Here is a 15087-nt window from a genome sequence, read left to right as displayed (position 1 = left end):
TTTTGCGTTGCTAGTGCGGTGCGTCAATAAATGCCAGCACCGGCGACAGTGTTGTCTCCGGTGCTTCTTCATGCGGTACGTGCCCCAGTTCATCAAAAACGACAAGCGTGCTGTGAGGAATGTCTTTTTTGAACTGCTCGCCCACGTGAAGTGGAATTAACTTATCTTTGCCGCCCCAAAGTAATAAGGTGGGAATGGTGAGTTCGCCAAGTTTAAAGCGCAGATCGCCAGGTTGAGTCTGGGTAAAGCGCTCTGAAATCGCAGCGCGGTTACCTTCACGAAGTGCAAGTTGATAGTACCTGTCTACCAAGTCATCAGAGACCAAAGAGGGATCGCCGTAAACATTTTCGATACTGCTTCTGACTATGAATTTAGGGATGAAATTCTTTAACAGTATTTTTGCTGACTTGTTTTGAGAGAGCTTAAATGCAATAGGGACAGACTCTGCTTGGTAAGGGTAGCCGGATGCATCGACGAGCACGAGTTTCGATACCTTGTCAGGGTATCGAATAGCGGTTGCCCAGGCTATATAGCCGCCAAGAGAGTTGCCAGCAATAATGGCCTTAGGAATACCCAGAGCATCGAGCAGCTTTATAAGGTAGTCAGTGTAGTTTTCTATGGTGTAGTTGTTTTGGGGTTCAGGCCCGGTAAGACCAAAGCCCGGCAAGTCAAAACGTATCACCCGGCGTTGATGTTTGAGCGTTGAGGTCCAGCCGTCCCACGTGTGAAGTGACGCACCAGTGCCGTGAATCAACACAATTGGCGTGGCGTCGTTTTTAACGCCTTCGTCACTCACATGCAAAGATAAACCACCAATCTTTATGAATGATGAGGCCGAAGTCGTCCATTGTGGTTTAAGCTGCTCAACAGGAATGTCTTTCGCAGAGTGCAATTGTACAAAGACAAATGCGCATATAAAAATGACTGCGATAACACTGATTACGAGTTTTAACATTTCTTTGGCTGCTTAAGTAAACGACGTTTGTACACATTAGTGCGTTTTAAATAAAACGATACAAATATGCAAACTACACGCTACGTCTTTTCATTGAACACCTGATCATTAAGTGTAATGCTACGGCGTTAACCGTATTCGGGTTTAGTTTTTTACCACACAAACGCTCAATCTGGTGTGTATAAAGGAGACATGGAGTGTTTCAACGAAGTCTAATGGTCTGTCAGTTATTGCTTGCGGTTATTTATTCATCCGCTGGCATCAGTAAGTTCTTTCATTGGTTCCCTAATATTATCGGCCCGGTCTGGTTGGTCGACGAACTGGCTAAATATGGGCTGGGGTTGTTGGGATATTTAGTTGCCGTGGCGCAGTTAATTACCGGCATCGTACTGTTTTTTCCCCAGTTTCGGTTAATCGGTGCGCTTCTGCTGTTACCTATGCAATTGTGCATTACGGTAATCACCTTTTCGCTGGGTTGGAGTGGTACACCTTATGTCAACGTGGTATTGCTTTTAATGGTGGTCGCGCTGATTTACGACGGCCGGCATAAGCTCGTGTCACTGATAGGCGATACCCATTTATTTCGCCAACACAAAGCACTCTATTGGGGCGTGTTTATACTGTTTTGGGGCTTTACCCTGCTGTTGAAGTACGGTACTGCTGTGTCGGCTGGCCTGGTGGGGGAGTAGAGAATGACGGCTCGCCTGAAACAGCAAAATCGGGTGCAGTTGAGCTTCCCCTCAATTGTGAAACTCTTTGCTATTTATGGCTTAGCGCTGGATTTGTTTTATCTGGCTATGTTAGGTGTGTTTGCTCTGGCAGGAATAGAAGGGCTATCGCTCAGCCAAATTGCGGTGGCAATGGTGTTGAGTCCTTTTGTGTTAATATTGCTGGCAGTCTTTGGGTACCCGTTTTTTGCCTTACTGAATCAGTGGCGTGGCGGCTTGGTGTTAACCATTGTCAGTCGCAAAATACACAGTAATCCCGACGTTAGAGATGACGACAGCCTCAAGTAAATCCAATCCATAAACTCAACAATAAGAAAAATGTGACTAACTATGCAAATTAGACAAGCAACACTTAGCGACGTGAATGCGCTGCTGGCGCTCGAACAGGCCGTTGTCGACGCTGAGCGTCCGTTTAATTCGGCGATCAAAGCGCAAGGCGCACGCTATTACGATATTCCTGCTTTGGTTACCGATGACGACAGCTATTTGTTGGTAGCAGAGGATAACGGCGCAATTGTAGCGACCGGTTATGTACAAATCAGACAGTCGAAACCCTCACTAGTGCACAATGTTCACGGCTATCTGGGGTTTATGTATGTTGCGCCAGCATACCGAGGAATGGGGTTGAATAAGCAGATTATCGACACGCTGATGGCGTGGGCAGAATCAAAGCAGGTGTTTGATTTTTATCTGGATGTCTACGCCGACAACCGCGCCGCAATCAATGCATATGAAAAAGTAGGTTTTCAGTCTTCTATGCTGGAAATGAAGCTGCAACGCCCTGGCACTAAAGCCGAATGACGGTGTTTGAACAGTTTATCCAAGCGATGAAGTGGTTCGCAATGTTAGGCATCTTTGCCTGTGTTAACACTGCCAATGCCTGCATGATACCTGAACATGGTGCGCAGTATGACCGTCAAGTTAAGATCTCAAAAGAAACCGGAAAGCATGAGTACAGCTTTACTCTGCCAGCGTCATTGTCGGGGTTAACCCGTCTTGAGGTAACGCTGGCCTATACCCGCAAGCTTGAGGGTGGGTTCAAACTCAGTGAAGTGTCAATTCCGCTGGATTATACCGTTACTGACGATATGGCTGTGGGGGCCTTTGTTGCTGCTCCCAAAACGGGGTTAATGCCTTACTTGCATGTCATGTGGTGGCCAGACAGAGGCGGGTTGTGTGGAATCCGCGCGCAAAGCGAATTGTTAAGTAGCGCGAACAGCTAGCCCGTGATTGTAAACGTAAACTCGTTTCGTTTGGTTTGTTCAAAAGAACACATTGGTATAGTGTGTCAAAATACGACTCGACCCCAAACACTAACACAACAAAAGTATGCGTAAATTGATCACATTGTTAAGTAAAAAATGCTTTTCCTGGATTTATGCACATCGTGCATTCAGGCATTGTGATGCTTATGCGTTGCCGCGAGTGTCAATGTGGATGTCGGCAGTGGATGCCATTGGGTTTTGTTTACTGAGCGCTGTGCTTACGTTCCCGGTATGGGTAGCCGCCTATTTACTGGAGGCGTCATCATTTCTCGCTTTCACCGTGGCTTTTGTGACCTTGGGAGTTGCAGTGGCAGAGCGGCAACACAAAGTGGTTGCAGTGTTACTCGCCGAGTTGGTCGTAGATATCGCGCTTATCCAGCTTAACGTTTACACCGTTGGATTTATGGTTTCAACGGCGTTTGTACTTACGTTTTACCGGGTTGGCAAACTGGTTTACGGATTCTTTTTTCAATGTGTGGATTACCGACTCTCCGTTACTTTGTCCTGCAAGAACTGCGGTACCTGCATATATCATCGGGCCTTCCCAAATCAGGAGCGCTGAGTTAGTCTGCATTTCGTAGCAACGTAAAACGACGTTGCAATTTTCACATACCAGGGACGGACATTTCATCAATGACAGCAGTTGTTGCATTACGGCTAATTGGTTTCATTGTTTGTGCATTGTTTATTTTGGGCGGCAGTATTAATCGTGGCTGGTCAGGGTTTTTCTGGGCAATTCCGTTTGTTTTAGGGCTGTTGGTTATCATCTGGCCCTGGTCAATGACTTACAAAGCCCTTGCGGTACTGTCTGTCGCTATTCCTTGTAGCGTGCTGGCCTGGGACAAATCCAGCAATAGTTTGCTGTATCCCTATTTAAGCGAGCAGGCTACATTCCAGGTTACGTGGGGCTTGACCAGTCATGGTGATGTGTCTGATCTTATCTCGCCGGATCTGATCCATATATACACCAGTGAGACACGGCATGGTGTGATGTACCAGCAACAATTTACTGCGCTGACCGAGCCGTTGACTCTCACACTGCAACAGGTTGATGTTTCAAACGCGGATTTTGGTGAACAGCGAATTGCCATTTTTTCTGACGATGCCGGTCACTTGTATGTTGTGTATGAAGATTCACTGTTGCGCGGTGTAGCGCAGGGAACGGTAGTAAGTAACGCGCTAAATGGCGTGACAAGCTTACAATCTGCCTGGACCCGGTATTTGGATTTGCTCATGATGTGGCCAATGTTACCGGTGATACTCTTTTCGCGAGGCTAAACAAAGGAAATGCAAAAATGACTGTGATGAGGGCGATAGGGCTATGCCTGGGACTATTGATGCTAATCAGCCAGGTGCATGCGGTTTATACAGAGGCGTTTTTCTGGGTTCAAGGCGTGATATGTGTATCGGTAGGTGTAATTTTTGTGAGTTATGGCCTTACAGGGCGTGATTACCTGAGGCGTTTGTCTGTAGCCACATTGGGTAACAACCGCAATCCAGAGTAGAGTAAAGCGGCAGTGCTATATGGGATATAACCCTGCCACTCAGAACTTATGTGAGCATATTAACGGTCAATGGATGCTTTTCATCAATTGACCGGTTTACGCATTTTCGATCAGGCTGTTAACGGCACCACATCGCATTCTTCAGCAACGTGCTCGTTGATGACTACGATTTCCGCTTTTTTGAAGAAGTTAAAATCAGTTGCCGTAGCAGACGTGTAAGCGCCCATCATGCGGCCGACAATCAACGCACCACAATCCAACTCAGGTAACATGATGTCATCTTCAATAACATCGACGCTGTCACATGTCGGGCCTGCCAGCACACTCGGGCTGCGCTCACCAAAAAAGTCCAGACTATCGATAGGGTAGTGGTTATAGTCGAAAATACGGCCACTGTACGAGCCGTAAACGCCATCGTCCAAATAATACCACCAACGGCCATCACGCATCGCCTTACCCATTACACTCGATACCGCTGTCATAGCCGGTGCAGCAATGAATCTGCCCGGTTCTGCCACCAGACGAGTACCGGCTGGCAATGTTGCTAATGCAGCGCGTATCGGCGCACAAAACGTGTCGATAGGCTGTACCTGGTCGATATAATCCACCGGGAAGCCACCGCCAATGTCTACCACCTCTAACGCCGGTAAGCCTTCAGCGCGGGCCTGTTGTATTATCAGGGCACAGGCGTTGATTGCTTCAACGTGCTTGGTAGGCTCCAATGCCTGTGATCCTACGTGGAACGACACTCCTTTTACGCGGATCCCCAGGTCAGCGGCTTGTTGTAACAGCGACATTGCGGCATCCGGACTACAGCCAAACTTTTTCGACAGGTCGATTTTTGCGTCCGGACTGCGGAAACTCAGTCGTAGCAACAGATTGACTTTACCGGCATAAGGGATGAATTTTTTCAGCTCATCCGGGTTGTCGAACACAAACGTGTTGCAGCCATATTCCATAGCATAACGAATATCGCTATCGCGCTTAATTGGGTGCGTATGGATGGTGCGAATTGGGTCTACACCCGCTTCGGCAACCATGTCGACTTCACCATTGGTGGCCAGATCGAAATAAGCGCCTTCATCTCGCAGCGTAGCAATCACTGACGCATGTGGCAGTGGCTTAATTGCATAATGCAGGTCAACACCTGGCAACGCTGCCTGTAAGGCATGGTATTGGCGGCGAACAGCTTCACAATCCAGGATCAGCAGTGGCGAACCGTGCAATGCCACTAAGCGACGAATGCGCTCAGCTTCTGCCAGGTTGTCATTTCGCTCTGATACAACAGGCGTCGCAGGTACAATTTCAAGATATTCTGGGGCCATTAGGGTCCTCTTAGCGCTACATAACATAGCTTGTGTATTCGACGAGTACTGCATTATTCGTTAATACAGCCGGTTTCATTCTGAATAGTTACTCGCCGGCGCTCGAGGGGAGCCCAGACACTGATTGGCTATCAGCAAGTTGCGCGCATATTAGGCTAAATCCAATTCCGCGCAAGCAATTTTTAAGTAATTCTGAATCAGATTTTTTGTCTTCAGCGCAAAAATTTTTTGCCAACCAAAAGGCGAGTTCGCTTGCTGTATTTTACTGCAGCAAACCCCGACTTTTGACCAGCGTTTTACCCAGCGATTGTGTGTTAATTTAAGTGTATTAATTTTCAGCAAGGATTCGGATGAATATCATGTATCAGGAACATATCTCGACGCTTAAAGCACTCGCGAGCGGCATTGATCCCATCTCCGGCGAGCCGTATGAACCCAGTTCAACCTACAATCAGCCGCAGGTGATCCGTGCTTTGTTTTATGCCCTGGAGCGAATATCGAGCGTCGAGCATAGATCGCCAAGGCCTAAAATGACATTGGAAGAAAAACAACAGGCAAATATTGATAAAGGCGTACCACTCAATGCAGGTCTTCCGTGGACAGACGAAACACGAGAAGAGGTAGCTAAACGTTTTGCCAACAATGAGACTATCGGTGACATTGCAAAAGCGCTCGGGCGCACTCATTCTGCTATTCGCTCTGAATTGATTCGCCAGGGGTTAATCGAATAACCCTCATAGACTGGCATTTTTATCTGCTGTGAAGTTTGCCTATCTTCGCTACCACAATGATATGATTTGAGCAGACATAGATCAGAGCGGAGTTGTAAATGAATTTCAATATAGTTGTGGCCAACAAGGCTCACTTAGGTGATATATCGGATTTGTTCGATCAGTACCGGCAATTTTACGGGCAACCGAGTGACAGGGCGGCCGCTACGGAGTTTATCTCTGCGCGTATGGAGCTGGGCGATTCGACGATTTTACTCGCAGTTACCGAAACGGGTTGTGCGGCCGGGTTTGCCCAGTTATTTCCTTCGTTTAGCAGTGTTTCCATGCGCCCGATCTACATTTTAAACGATTTATTCGTCTCACCGGATTGTCGCGGTAATGGCGTTGGCGAAGCGCTGCTCAATGAAGTGGCGGCATTCGCAACAGAAAACCATGCTGTAATGGTAAAACTGGCAACGGCCGTCGACAATGAAACTGCACAGCGCCTTTATAAGCGGAAGGGATACAACAAAATTACCCAATTCGATCACTATACGTTGAAGTGCTAACGTCTGTGCCTGTGCCTGTGCCTGTGCCTGTGCCTGTGCCTGTGCCTGTGCCCGAGCTTGCGAACGCTTGTAACTTCCCACAGCCAGAACCGGCACCACAAAAACACTGCATCAGGCAAGTAAGGCGTAAACGCCACCAAAAGCCAGTACGCCAGCCAGTACCGGTAGCCCCAGCGTTCTGGTTTTTCGCCAAATCAGCACGGTTAACAGCGTGCCGGCAACCGTTGCCAGCCAGCCTGCCATGCTGGTTTCTTTGGGGATCAGTGACACGCCGAGCATCGCAGCAATCATCAGTGGTCCCAATACACCTATCCAGGTAGGCAGCTGCGCTTCTGTATTATTGGCTTTGTGTTTGTTGAAATGCCGCTGCGTCCACATAAGTGGTAACGCCCGCATAGCAAACGTCCCCAACGCGGCAACAACGATGGCAATCCATATGTCAGTTTGCATGTTCTTGCTCCGGCTTATTGTGAGGTCTGTTAAGCAAATAGAAAGTCATGCCGCCCGATAGAGCTGCCAGGGGGATCGCTGCATGTTGAAAAGCGGTCATGGCAAGCAACATGGCCGATACCATTGTAACGCTCAGGGTATAAAACCATTGTTTGTCTGAAAATCGCGGTGCCAATAACACTATAAACAATGCGGGCAGGGCAAAGGGCATAACGGCGTCCATTAATGGCCATTGTTGGGTGAGTGTGTCGCCAGCAATGGCGCCAAGCGTGGTACCCAGCACCCAACTAGCCCAGGCGAGCAGAGACGCTGCTGTGTACCAGCTTACTTTGTCCTCGTCGTTCAATTCGGCTAATCGCGTGTGTGCCAGAGCGAAAATCTGATCCGTGAGTCCGTGCATTAACCACGGCCATGCCCGGCTTTGTGAAAGAAAAGGCACCAGATTAGGGGCATATACAACGTGGCGAACATTTACCAGCATCGTCATGCTGACGGCCAGCCACAACGGCGCACCAGACGCTACCATTGCGACCAGTAGAAATTGGGATGCGCCGGCATAAATAAACAGCGAAATCAACGTGGCTTCCAGTGCGCTGAATCCTGCCTGTGACGCAATGAGCCCAAAAGAAATAGCAACCGGAATGTAACCACCGAGTAAGGGGAGGGCGTCCAGCAGTCCGCACTGCCAACCCCTTGATGTGTTGGCTTTCAAAGATGTAGCCATGTTAAGTGTTTCCCGTATAAACAATGGTGATCAGACACGTCGCCCAGTCTTTACCGGTTTTGTAAACGTGTGGTTTGTCGGCAGCAAATGTCACGCTTTGACCGGGCGACAAACACGTAGCTTCATCGAGTAATCCCGCTTCAAGGCTGCCGCTAATCAGAGTAATGGTTTCCTGAGTGCCGGTTGCGTGAGCCTCTGCCTGTCGATGTGTGCCCGGTGCAATCGACATCCAGTAAGCATCGACATTGGGCTTATCTTTGCCCTGATCGATCAGTTTTACCTCAACACCGGCTTCGCCAACGCTGCCGCTCAATGGATGAACCAGAGCCCCGAAAGGCACATTTAGCTGCATAGCCAGTCGCCAGATTGTGTCCAGCGTGGGATTGCCATTCCCTTGTTCTAATCTCGATAAATTGGATTTGGCAATCCCGGCGCCAGCGGCTAATTGCGACAATGACAGCCCCTTGGCTTGTCGCATTGCCTGCAGGTGGCGACCGAGCGTATTTAATGTTGATTGGTCCATAGCATCACTTTGCTGTTCTATATATCGAACGTTCTATATAAGGAACGCCATAAAGTCAACAATTAACTTATCAGTCACATGGGTTATGCGTTAAAGCGTAGTAATTTAGCGGGATTCGTTTTAGCATGAGAAACAATGATTAAGGTGATATTACCGCCTAACAGGAATCGAATATGAAAATTTGGGTGGATGCCGATGCGTGTCCGGTCGTGATTAAAGAAATGCTGTTCAGGGCGGCGAATCGCACACAAACGCATGTATGTTTAGTGGCTAACCAGTATGTGAAAACACCGCCTTCGAAGTATGTAAGCAGTGTGCAGGTTCAAAAGGGATTCGACGTAGCCGACAACGAAATTGTTCAGCGCTGTGAAGCTGGGGATCTGGTTATTACCAGTGATATCCCACTGGCCGATGAAGTGATCACTAAAGGCGCGCTGGCACTGAACGCGCGTGGTGAAATGTACACGAAGGAAAATATCAAGTCGCGACTGAATATGCGTGATTTTATGGACACACTGCGCAGCAGTGGTGTGCAAACTAAGGGGCCTCCGCCGTTGGGGGCAAGTGAAAAACAAGCGTTCGGCAATGCGCTCGACCGCTGGTTAATGGAAAAACAGCGTAAATCTGCGCAATAAAAAGGGACTATCATGCCAATTAAAAAATGGTTAAAACAATACGCCGTGGCACTGCCGCTACTGTTCACGTTATTTACCTTCACACAGTACATCAAAGGCCATAGCCTGAACGATGCGATGATGTTTGCCATTACCTGGGCATGTATTACGCTGGCGATTTTTGCCGTTACCCGTGCTTACAATTTCAAACGCAATGTGTATTGCCAGCTGTGTAACGATTTGCCGGAAAAGCCTGCGGATGAAAAGTGAGTCAACACTGGAGCTGGTTGCGCCGCACGCCCGGTTTGAGTCGAGTTACAAAGGTTACATCGAGGAGTTGGGCGACGAAGAACGTTACCCTTTTCCTATGGACTTTCCTCACCACGATTTTCCTGCACTGTTATCAAAGCTGAAAAGCTTCGAGTTGGGAATCGACTTGCCTGAGGGGTTTATTGCCAGTTCAACCTATTGGCTGGTTGAAGGCGATTCACTGCTCGGTGTTTCAAACTTGAGACATGAACTGACACCAGCGCTACGTCATGCTGGTGGACATATCGGGCTGGGAATTCGTCCCTCTTTCCGACGCAAAGGGCTGGGTAAATGGTTGCTCGCCAACACACTGGTTAAAGCCCGAGAGCGGGGCATTACCGATGTTCACGTGCATTGCTACAAAGGCAATGGACCATCCGCCGGTATGATCACGGCCAATGGCGGCGTGTTACACAGCGAATTGCAAGACGGCAATGCCATTGTCCAGCGCTTTGTCATTGCCAATTAAATGCGTAAAAAAGCCGCGCGATTGCGCGGCAAAGGTTGGTTGCACCTATGAAGAAATGGGTTACTGCGGCATACCTGATACATCATCCGCTTCTGGCACTTCACCTCGGCGCTCTCCGCGGTCCGGGCGATCACCTCGTTTCCCTTTTTTGTGGTCGCGGTGCTTTCCGCCTTTGCGGTCGTCGCGCTGATGACGCATCATTTTTTCCAACATCGCCGTTTTCTGTTCATCGGTGAAAACAGCCCAGAATTCGTCTTTTAACGCTTTTTGTTTTTCACGTAACGCTTGCAGTTGCTCTTTTTGAGCGTCAGTGAGTTCCATATCACCCAGTGCACGGTGCAACTGAGGTGGCATAAGTGGCGGTTCTTTGCCTTCTTTGGCGTTGTTCGCCAGGGCAACACCGCTTACGCCTGCGCCAATGATAAATACGGCAAACGTTGCCAGGCCAAGTTGTTTTAGTGAACGTTTCATCATGTTCTCCTGTTAATGGTGTTCCCTCTTAATGAGGACGATTACAAGATTAACGGATTAAATGCCAAGGAACGTTAAGAAGTGCAAATGTGGTGTGAACCTATGAAAAGTCAGGCATTATTACCCTGTATTAACTAATGTAGCAGTACCATGACAATCTTACTCATCGAAGACGACAAAGGCCTGGCGGAACTATTAAGCGAATTTTTGAGCTTGTCGGGTTATGACGTAGTACACCGGGCCGACGGTGAATCTGGTCTGGCGGCAGCGCTGTCGTTGCCAGATATTGAACTGGTGTTGTTAGATGTTATGTTGCCGAAACTCAACGGCCTGGACGTGCTGAAAAGCCTGCGTCAGCAAAGTGAATTGCCGGTATTAATGCTGACAGCCCGAGGGGATGATCTCGATAAAGTCCTGGGTCTGGAACTGGGCGCCGACGATTATCTGGCAAAGCCATTCAATGATCGCGAACTGCTGGCTCGTATTCGTGCTATTACCCGCCGAACCAGAGACAAAGCGTCAGATTCTCCGGCGTTATCAAATCAACTCTCGCTGGGAGACTTAACCCTCGATCTGAGCAAAATGGAAGTGCAGTGCAAAGGCGAAGTGCTGGAGCTTACCGGCAGTGAGTATGCGCTACTTAAACTCTGTTGCCAGTCGCCGGGCGAACTGATCAGTAAAGAAACGTTATCGGAACAATGCCTGGGCCGCAAGCTGCAGGCGTTCGACCGCAGTATTGATACGCATGTGAGTAATTTGCGCAAGAAATTACAGGCGGTTGGTTCTGCGTGTGAAATCAAAAGCCAGCGAGGCCGTGGTTACGGAGTATTCGCAGGGTGATTAATCCTATTCGTAGTTTTAATGTGAAAGTGCTTGGCTGGTTCTGGCTGACTTTATTGGTGTGCCTGCTGTCGATAGCCATACCCTCTTTCATATTACAGCAGTTAGATGATGACGATCATTTAAACAGTAAAGAGCGTCGTCTGCTGACCTCTGTGGCTGAAAGGGTGGATAAGCATTTGTCCCGTCATCAGGACCCTGAGCGCTTAAATACCAGAAGACTGAATCTGCTGGACCGCAACTTTCCTTATCAGATGATGATTGTAGACAATGATCTGAAATTGGTGATGGCCAGCTCACCGGTACGCGAACACCTGTTGGAGCGCTTTGAAAGCAAGCGGTTCTGGTATTTTATGCAGAGCGACCATCCGCGTCACATTAATCTGGAGTGGACGAAGCTGATAGGCCCTGTGACATTAACCAGCAATGCTGATTGGAAGTTAATTCTGTGGCGACCAGAGCGTCCCCGCCCATCAGATTTATTCCGCATGTTTCCGGTTTGGGGCGTGCTGGCAGTGTTTCTGGTTGTTACCAGTGTGATGAGTTGGTTGTTAGTGCGCTCTATCGCCAGACCTTTAACCCGGCTCGGTCAGGCATTCAATGCCGTGGGGCAGGGGCAACTTCAGCATAAAATTGACACAGAATCGCCTGCCAGTCCTGATCGTCAGTACGCCGCCAATACGCAGTTTGCCAGGTTGTTTGCGCAGTTTAATGACATGACGGCACGCATTGCCGCACTGATCCAAAACCAAAAGCGCCAAAGTGCTGATATTTCTCACGAGTTGCGCACGCCGCTCACCCGGTTACAGATGACACTGGCCTTGTTGAGGAAAAAGAGTACCGATACCAGCATTGCGCCTTTGTTGGAGCGTGCTGAAAAAGAAAGTGAACTGCTGAACCTGCATATTCAGCGGCTATCCGATTTAACCACAATGGAAGCCAGAGCTATTCAACAAGGACGTCAGCGTTTTACGTTGGAAGCATTACTTACCGATTTGTGTGAAGACGCAGCATTTGAAGCTAAAGCGTCGAACATTGCCTGGCATCACACATTGATAGATGCGTCTATTGACGTGTATGAGGAGCCCATGCTTACCGCTATAGAGAACGTGGTGCGCAACGCGTTTAAATATGCAAACTCCTCGGTGTCTCTCACCTGTGAGCGTACTGACCAACGGGTTGTTATTCGCATTAGTGATGACGGACCGGGGGTTGAGAGCGACGAACTGGCCTGCTTGACAAAAGCGTTTTACCGTACCGACAGTGCAAGGCAGGGTGAAACCGGCGGACTCGGTTTAGGGCTAGCCATTGCGGCAGAAGCGGTAAGATTAAACAACGGCACAATCCAATTTGCCCTGAACGCGCCGAATGGATTAGTGGTAAGTTTGTCTTTCCCTGTAGTATAAGTTGCTCCCCATTCTCAGAATGGGGAAGCGCATTACCTAACATACTAATACCCATACCGATTTACAAAAAACACCCGGTCCTGTTCCGTGGCTGTCTCGTTGCATTCGCCAATGAGGTTTAATCGGCTTTCGGTTTGGTAGGTGTCGATTTCGGTGTAACCTTCACGGCAGTAACCGGTTTCGCTGAGTTTGGCTTCCAGATGTTCATAGAGTTTGCTGGTGGGATCGATATGCGGACCTTTACCGTCTGGCGGTGTTTTACCCATTTTGGGCATTGGCCCACCATTGAGTTTGACCCGGCTGTCCTTGCCCTTGTTTCCTGCCATAACCGCTATGCTAAAGCTGAAACGTTTAGCGCCCTCCACAGAAATATTGGTATGAAAGAAGTCGGGGGGCGTTACAGGCGGCTCAGGCTGACTGGCGCAACTGGTGACAATCAACGTTGATGAGATGGCCGAAAGTAAAATGCGAAATGGGCTCATGGTGCATATCCTCTGTTAAGTTATGCACTTTGGAGTGACTGCAGGGGGAAGGGTTGCGTCAACAGACGTAATAGTTGGGTAAAGAACGGCATTGTTCTTTACCCGCGAGATTACTTGCCGTCAATGTAGAATTTGTCGTGGAATGTGTAAGCCAGACCCGGAAAATAAATGATCAGGATGGTCATGGTCATGCCGTTAAGCATGCCTTCCGGAAACAAAAGCAGCGGGATCAAAATAAGGTAGCTGTCTTTGACTGTACTCCAGGTGTATACGTCATCCATAACATAATATCCACTCATCAGAGCAATCTTTAGCGCGATTGCCAATGCCCCGGGCAGAAAGGCACACATAAAAATGTAGATAAACAGATTGCGCGGCAATTTGTGGAATGCCAGCATAAAAATCAGGTAACCAAAGGCGATAGGCGCAGCGACGCCCAGCAAACCATTTACGCCCAGCATTGCCCAGCTTTCCTTGCCAACAATGGTCACGCCCAGCAGTGCCAGTGTGGCGGCAATAATGGAAAACCGGAAGCCCAGAATTAAGGCCAGGGCTACCAGCCACATGAAGTGAACACTGGGGCTCGGGCCTCCGGGCACACTGGCGCGAAACACCCACAGGAAAAATACCGCGGCAGCACAGCCAAATAACATGTGCTGCTTCTGTTTATTGGCGACCAGTGCTTGCCAGTCAATGTGCCTGACTATGTAAGCCAGCAACAGCACAAAACCGACTAACCCCACTAATTGAAGTGTGGTCATGGTTTAACCCTTGTACGTCGCCCAGATAGGGGCGTGATCCGAAGGTTTCTCAATACCGCGTAATTCATAATCGATGCCGGTTTCTGCCAGTTTATTATGCATACTCTGTGTGCCCAGAATCAGATCGATACGCAGTCCGCGGTTATCGTTAAAGCCCTTTGAGCGGTAATCAAACCAGCTGAATTGCTCATTGCAATCCGGGTTTTGTGCACGGAAACTGTCGTGTAAACCCCAGTCCAGCAGCGTGTTCAACCATTCACGCTCTTCTGGCAGGAAGCTGCACTTGCCGGTACGTAACCAGCGTTTGCGGTTGTCTTCACCAATGCCAATGTCGTTGTCGGTGTGCGAGATATTCATGTCGCCCATTATGATCACATTGTCATCTGGCGTGTGATGTTCTGTTAAGTATCCCATCAGGTCACTGTAGAACTTTTGTTTGGCAGGGAATTTGGTTTCATGACTGCGATTCTCGCCTTGCGGGAAGTAGCCATTTAAGATGGTAACCGGTTCTCCCGCGTCGTTTTCAACAGTGATCATGATCATACGACGCTGTGCATCGTCGTCATCAGTGGGAAATCCGTACTGTACGTGCTTTGGCGTTTGTTTCACCATAAAAGCGACACCATAGTGGCTTTTCTGGCCGTGGTAAAACACCTGGTAACCCATGGCCTCAATGTCTTTTACCGGAAATTGCGGGTTGTCTACTTTGATTTCCTGCAACCCAATCACGTCGGGCTGGTGTTTCTCTATCAGCGCGCTGAGTTGATGAAGGCGAGCACGGATACCATTGATATTAAAAGAAATGACTTTCATAGTTTTGCTAACTGCTGTGAATCGATATAGGCGAAGTTTATCAGAAAGCCTTTCGGGGTATAACCGCCTTTATGGCTGAAATCCGCAATTCGCCCCATTCGCGTTACTCACAACCATTATCGTCACGGAAGACAGGCAAAAAGTCACGGCTGGTGGCCTTTTTCACAA

At 48.7% G+C, this 15087-nt stretch carries 23 protein-coding genes; 14 read left to right on the top strand and 9 right to left on the bottom strand.

Annotated features, from left to right (window positions below; all coding sequences use genetic code 11):
- Positions 1-10: 10 nt before the first annotated feature.
- Complete coding sequence (locus BUB81_RS18465; RefSeq protein WP_073324808.1) at positions 11-955, bottom strand: alpha/beta fold hydrolase; 945 nt, start codon at positions 953-955, stop codon at positions 11-13.
- Between the two features lie 197 nt (positions 956-1152).
- Here BUB81_RS18465 and BUB81_RS18460 point away from each other — a divergent pair, with 197 nt between their 5' ends.
- The 7 genes from BUB81_RS18460 (at position 1153) to BUB81_RS18430 (ending at position 4453) form a co-directional block, all read left to right on the top strand.
- Entirely contained in the window at positions 1153-1644 is a 492-nt protein-coding gene (locus BUB81_RS18460; protein ID WP_139241632.1) for a hypothetical protein, read from the top strand.
- 3 nt (positions 1645-1647) lie between these two features.
- Positions 1648-1971 carry a hypothetical protein gene (locus tag BUB81_RS18455; RefSeq protein ID WP_073324806.1) on the top strand — a complete coding sequence of 108 codons (324 nt, stop codon included), beginning with the start codon at positions 1648-1650 and terminating at the stop codon, positions 1969-1971.
- A 42-nt stretch (positions 1972-2013) separates the two neighbouring features.
- On the top strand, positions 2014-2484 hold the full coding sequence (locus tag BUB81_RS18450) for a GNAT family N-acetyltransferase (RefSeq protein ID WP_073324805.1): 471 nt from the start codon (positions 2014-2016) through the stop codon (positions 2482-2484).
- A gap of 41 nt (positions 2485-2525) precedes the next feature.
- Positions 2526-2906, top strand: a complete 381-nt coding sequence (locus tag BUB81_RS18445; protein WP_175555836.1) for a hypothetical protein — start codon at positions 2526-2528, stop codon at positions 2904-2906.
- A gap of 106 nt (positions 2907-3012) precedes the next feature.
- Positions 3013-3510, top strand: coding sequence for a hypothetical protein (locus BUB81_RS18440; protein ID WP_139241631.1), 498 nt, complete (start codon positions 3013-3015; stop codon positions 3508-3510).
- Positions 3511-3581: 71 nt separating this feature from the next.
- Positions 3582-4226: a hypothetical protein gene (locus tag BUB81_RS18435; protein ID WP_073324803.1), complete on the top strand. Its 645-nt coding sequence runs from the start codon at positions 3582-3584 to the stop codon at positions 4224-4226.
- A gap of 17 nt (positions 4227-4243) precedes the next feature.
- Positions 4244-4453 carry a hypothetical protein gene (locus tag BUB81_RS18430; RefSeq protein WP_073324802.1) on the top strand — a complete coding sequence of 70 codons (210 nt, stop codon included), beginning with the start codon at positions 4244-4246 and terminating at the stop codon, positions 4451-4453.
- 110 nt (positions 4454-4563) lie between these two features.
- Here the strand turns inward: BUB81_RS18430 and BUB81_RS18425 are convergent, their stop codons facing one another.
- The gene (locus tag BUB81_RS18425) at positions 4564-5778 is read right to left on the bottom strand and encodes a type III PLP-dependent enzyme (RefSeq protein ID WP_073324801.1); all 1215 of its coding nucleotides are present in this window, start codon (positions 5776-5778) and stop codon (positions 4564-4566) included.
- 350 nt (positions 5779-6128) lie between these two features.
- Between BUB81_RS18425 and BUB81_RS18420 the strand changes: the two genes are divergently transcribed.
- Both BUB81_RS18420 and BUB81_RS18415 read left to right on the top strand, forming a co-directional pair.
- Entirely contained in the window at positions 6129-6509 is a 381-nt protein-coding gene (locus BUB81_RS18420; RefSeq protein WP_073324800.1) for a helix-turn-helix domain-containing protein, read from the top strand.
- Between the two features lie 98 nt (positions 6510-6607).
- Entirely contained in the window at positions 6608-7057 is a 450-nt protein-coding gene (locus BUB81_RS18415; RefSeq protein ID WP_073324799.1) for a GNAT family N-acetyltransferase, read from the top strand.
- 111 nt (positions 7058-7168) lie between these two features.
- On the opposite strand, the gene BUB81_RS18410 is transcribed toward BUB81_RS18415, so the two are convergent.
- The 3 genes from BUB81_RS18410 to BUB81_RS18400 are packed head-to-tail and all read right to left on the bottom strand — an operon-like array spanning position 7169 to position 8754.
- Positions 7169-7507, bottom strand: coding sequence for an AzlD domain-containing protein (locus BUB81_RS18410; protein WP_073324798.1), 339 nt, complete (start codon positions 7505-7507; stop codon positions 7169-7171).
- Positions 7497-8231 (bottom strand): AzlC family ABC transporter permease, encoded by a 735-nt coding sequence (locus BUB81_RS18405; RefSeq protein WP_073324797.1) that lies wholly within the window; start codon positions 8229-8231, stop codon positions 7497-7499. Before BUB81_RS18405 ends, BUB81_RS18410 begins: the two co-directional genes overlap by 11 nt.
- Position 8232: 1 nt before the next feature.
- Positions 8233-8754, bottom strand: coding sequence for a helix-turn-helix domain-containing protein (locus tag BUB81_RS18400; RefSeq protein WP_073324796.1), 522 nt, complete (start codon positions 8752-8754; stop codon positions 8233-8235).
- 173 nt (positions 8755-8927) lie between these two features.
- Here BUB81_RS18400 and BUB81_RS18395 point away from each other — a divergent pair, with 173 nt between their 5' ends.
- The 3 genes from BUB81_RS18395 to BUB81_RS18385 are packed head-to-tail and all read left to right on the top strand — an operon-like array spanning position 8928 to position 10146.
- Positions 8928-9389 carry a YaiI/YqxD family protein gene (locus BUB81_RS18395; protein ID WP_073324795.1) on the top strand — a complete coding sequence of 154 codons (462 nt, stop codon included), beginning with the start codon at positions 8928-8930 and terminating at the stop codon, positions 9387-9389.
- Between the two features lie 12 nt (positions 9390-9401).
- Positions 9402-9638, top strand: coding sequence for a hypothetical protein (locus BUB81_RS18390; RefSeq protein WP_073324794.1), 237 nt, complete (start codon positions 9402-9404; stop codon positions 9636-9638).
- Positions 9628-10146 carry a GNAT family N-acetyltransferase gene (locus tag BUB81_RS18385; protein ID WP_073324793.1) on the top strand — a complete coding sequence of 173 codons (519 nt, stop codon included), beginning with the start codon at positions 9628-9630 and terminating at the stop codon, positions 10144-10146. The genes BUB81_RS18390 and BUB81_RS18385 overlap by 11 nt, the downstream gene beginning before the upstream one ends.
- A 60-nt stretch (positions 10147-10206) precedes the next feature.
- On the opposite strand, the gene BUB81_RS18380 is transcribed toward BUB81_RS18385, so the two are convergent.
- Complete coding sequence (locus BUB81_RS18380) at positions 10207-10617, bottom strand: hypothetical protein (protein WP_073324792.1); 411 nt, start codon at positions 10615-10617, stop codon at positions 10207-10209.
- Positions 10618-10767: 150 nt separating this feature from the next.
- On the opposite strand from BUB81_RS18380, the gene BUB81_RS18375 reads away from it, so the two are divergent.
- Both BUB81_RS18375 and BUB81_RS18370 read left to right on the top strand, forming a co-directional pair.
- A complete protein-coding gene (locus BUB81_RS18375; RefSeq protein ID WP_073324791.1) occupies positions 10768-11457 on the top strand; it encodes a response regulator transcription factor in 690 nt (229 codons plus the stop codon).
- Positions 11454-12863, top strand: coding sequence for a HAMP domain-containing histidine kinase (locus tag BUB81_RS18370; protein WP_073324790.1), 1410 nt, complete (start codon positions 11454-11456; stop codon positions 12861-12863). The genes BUB81_RS18375 and BUB81_RS18370 overlap by 4 nt, the downstream gene beginning before the upstream one ends.
- Before the next feature lie 44 nt (positions 12864-12907).
- Here BUB81_RS18370 and BUB81_RS18365 read toward each other — a convergent pair whose 3' ends face one another.
- From BUB81_RS18365 to xthA, 3 genes are all read right to left on the bottom strand, one after another.
- Entirely contained in the window at positions 12908-13345 is a 438-nt protein-coding gene (locus BUB81_RS18365) for a hypothetical protein (protein ID WP_073324789.1), read from the bottom strand.
- 110 nt (positions 13346-13455) lie between these two features.
- Positions 13456-14106, bottom strand: coding sequence for an energy-coupling factor ABC transporter permease (locus tag BUB81_RS18360; protein WP_073324788.1), 651 nt, complete (start codon positions 14104-14106; stop codon positions 13456-13458).
- 3 nt (positions 14107-14109) lie between these two features.
- On the bottom strand, positions 14110-14919 hold the full coding sequence (gene xthA, locus BUB81_RS18355) for an exodeoxyribonuclease III (protein ID WP_073324787.1): 810 nt from the start codon (positions 14917-14919) through the stop codon (positions 14110-14112).
- Between the last annotated feature and the right edge of the window lie 168 nt (positions 14920-15087).

This window comes from Marisediminitalea aggregata, assembly GCF_900129565.1.
GTDB classification, from domain to species: domain Bacteria; phylum Pseudomonadota; class Gammaproteobacteria; order Enterobacterales; family Alteromonadaceae; genus Alteromonas; species Alteromonas aggregata.
The sequence above is the reverse complement of the archived record's forward strand: the minus strand, read 5'-3'. Positions and strand labels throughout refer to the sequence as shown.

What these genes read in the sequence shown, in the direction of transcription:
- BUB81_RS18410 (WP_073324798.1), bottom strand. Translation starts at nt 7,507, where the DNA reads ATGCAAACTGACATATGGATTGCCATCGTTGTTGCCGCGTTGGGGACG.
- BUB81_RS18375 (WP_073324791.1), top strand. Translation starts at nt 10,768, where the DNA reads ATGACAATCTTACTCATCGAAGACGACAAAGGCCTGGCGGAACTATTA.
- BUB81_RS18435 (WP_073324803.1), top strand. Translation starts at nt 3,582, where the DNA reads ATGACAGCAGTTGTTGCATTACGGCTAATTGGTTTCATTGTTTGTGCA.
- BUB81_RS18400 (WP_073324796.1), bottom strand. Translation starts at nt 8,754, where the DNA reads ATGGACCAATCAACATTAAATACGCTCGGTCGCCACCTGCAGGCAATG.
- BUB81_RS18450 (WP_073324805.1), top strand. Translation starts at nt 2,014, where the DNA reads ATGCAAATTAGACAAGCAACACTTAGCGACGTGAATGCGCTGCTGGCG.
- BUB81_RS18415 (WP_073324799.1), top strand. Translation starts at nt 6,608, where the DNA reads ATGAATTTCAATATAGTTGTGGCCAACAAGGCTCACTTAGGTGATATA.
- BUB81_RS18420 (WP_073324800.1), top strand. Translation starts at nt 6,129, where the DNA reads ATGAATATCATGTATCAGGAACATATCTCGACGCTTAAAGCACTCGCG.
- BUB81_RS18390 (WP_073324794.1), top strand. Translation starts at nt 9,402, where the DNA reads ATGCCAATTAAAAAATGGTTAAAACAATACGCCGTGGCACTGCCGCTA.
- BUB81_RS18365 (WP_073324789.1), bottom strand. Translation starts at nt 13,345, where the DNA reads ATGAGCCCATTTCGCATTTTACTTTCGGCCATCTCATCAACGTTGATT.
- BUB81_RS18440 (WP_139241631.1), top strand. Translation starts at nt 3,013, where the DNA reads ATGCGTAAATTGATCACATTGTTAAGTAAAAAATGCTTTTCCTGGATT.
- BUB81_RS18405 (WP_073324797.1), bottom strand. Translation starts at nt 8,231, where the DNA reads ATGGCTACATCTTTGAAAGCCAACACATCAAGGGGTTGGCAGTGCGGA.
- BUB81_RS18395 (WP_073324795.1), top strand. Translation starts at nt 8,928, where the DNA reads ATGAAAATTTGGGTGGATGCCGATGCGTGTCCGGTCGTGATTAAAGAA.
- BUB81_RS18455 (WP_073324806.1), top strand. Translation starts at nt 1,648, where the DNA reads ATGACGGCTCGCCTGAAACAGCAAAATCGGGTGCAGTTGAGCTTCCCC.
- BUB81_RS18465 (WP_073324808.1), bottom strand. Translation starts at nt 955, where the DNA reads ATGTTAAAACTCGTAATCAGTGTTATCGCAGTCATTTTTATATGCGCA.
- BUB81_RS18425 (WP_073324801.1), bottom strand. Translation starts at nt 5,778, where the DNA reads ATGGCCCCAGAATATCTTGAAATTGTACCTGCGACGCCTGTTGTATCA.
- BUB81_RS18445 (WP_175555836.1), top strand. Translation starts at nt 2,526, where the DNA reads ATGTTAGGCATCTTTGCCTGTGTTAACACTGCCAATGCCTGCATGATA.
- BUB81_RS18360 (WP_073324788.1), bottom strand. Translation starts at nt 14,106, where the DNA reads ATGACCACACTTCAATTAGTGGGGTTAGTCGGTTTTGTGCTGTTGCTG.
- xthA (WP_073324787.1), bottom strand. Translation starts at nt 14,919, where the DNA reads ATGAAAGTCATTTCTTTTAATATCAATGGTATCCGTGCTCGCCTTCAT.
- BUB81_RS18430 (WP_073324802.1), top strand. Translation starts at nt 4,244, where the DNA reads ATGACTGTGATGAGGGCGATAGGGCTATGCCTGGGACTATTGATGCTA.
- BUB81_RS18380 (WP_073324792.1), bottom strand. Translation starts at nt 10,617, where the DNA reads ATGAAACGTTCACTAAAACAACTTGGCCTGGCAACGTTTGCCGTATTT.
- BUB81_RS18385 (WP_073324793.1), top strand. Translation starts at nt 9,628, where the DNA reads ATGAAAAGTGAGTCAACACTGGAGCTGGTTGCGCCGCACGCCCGGTTT.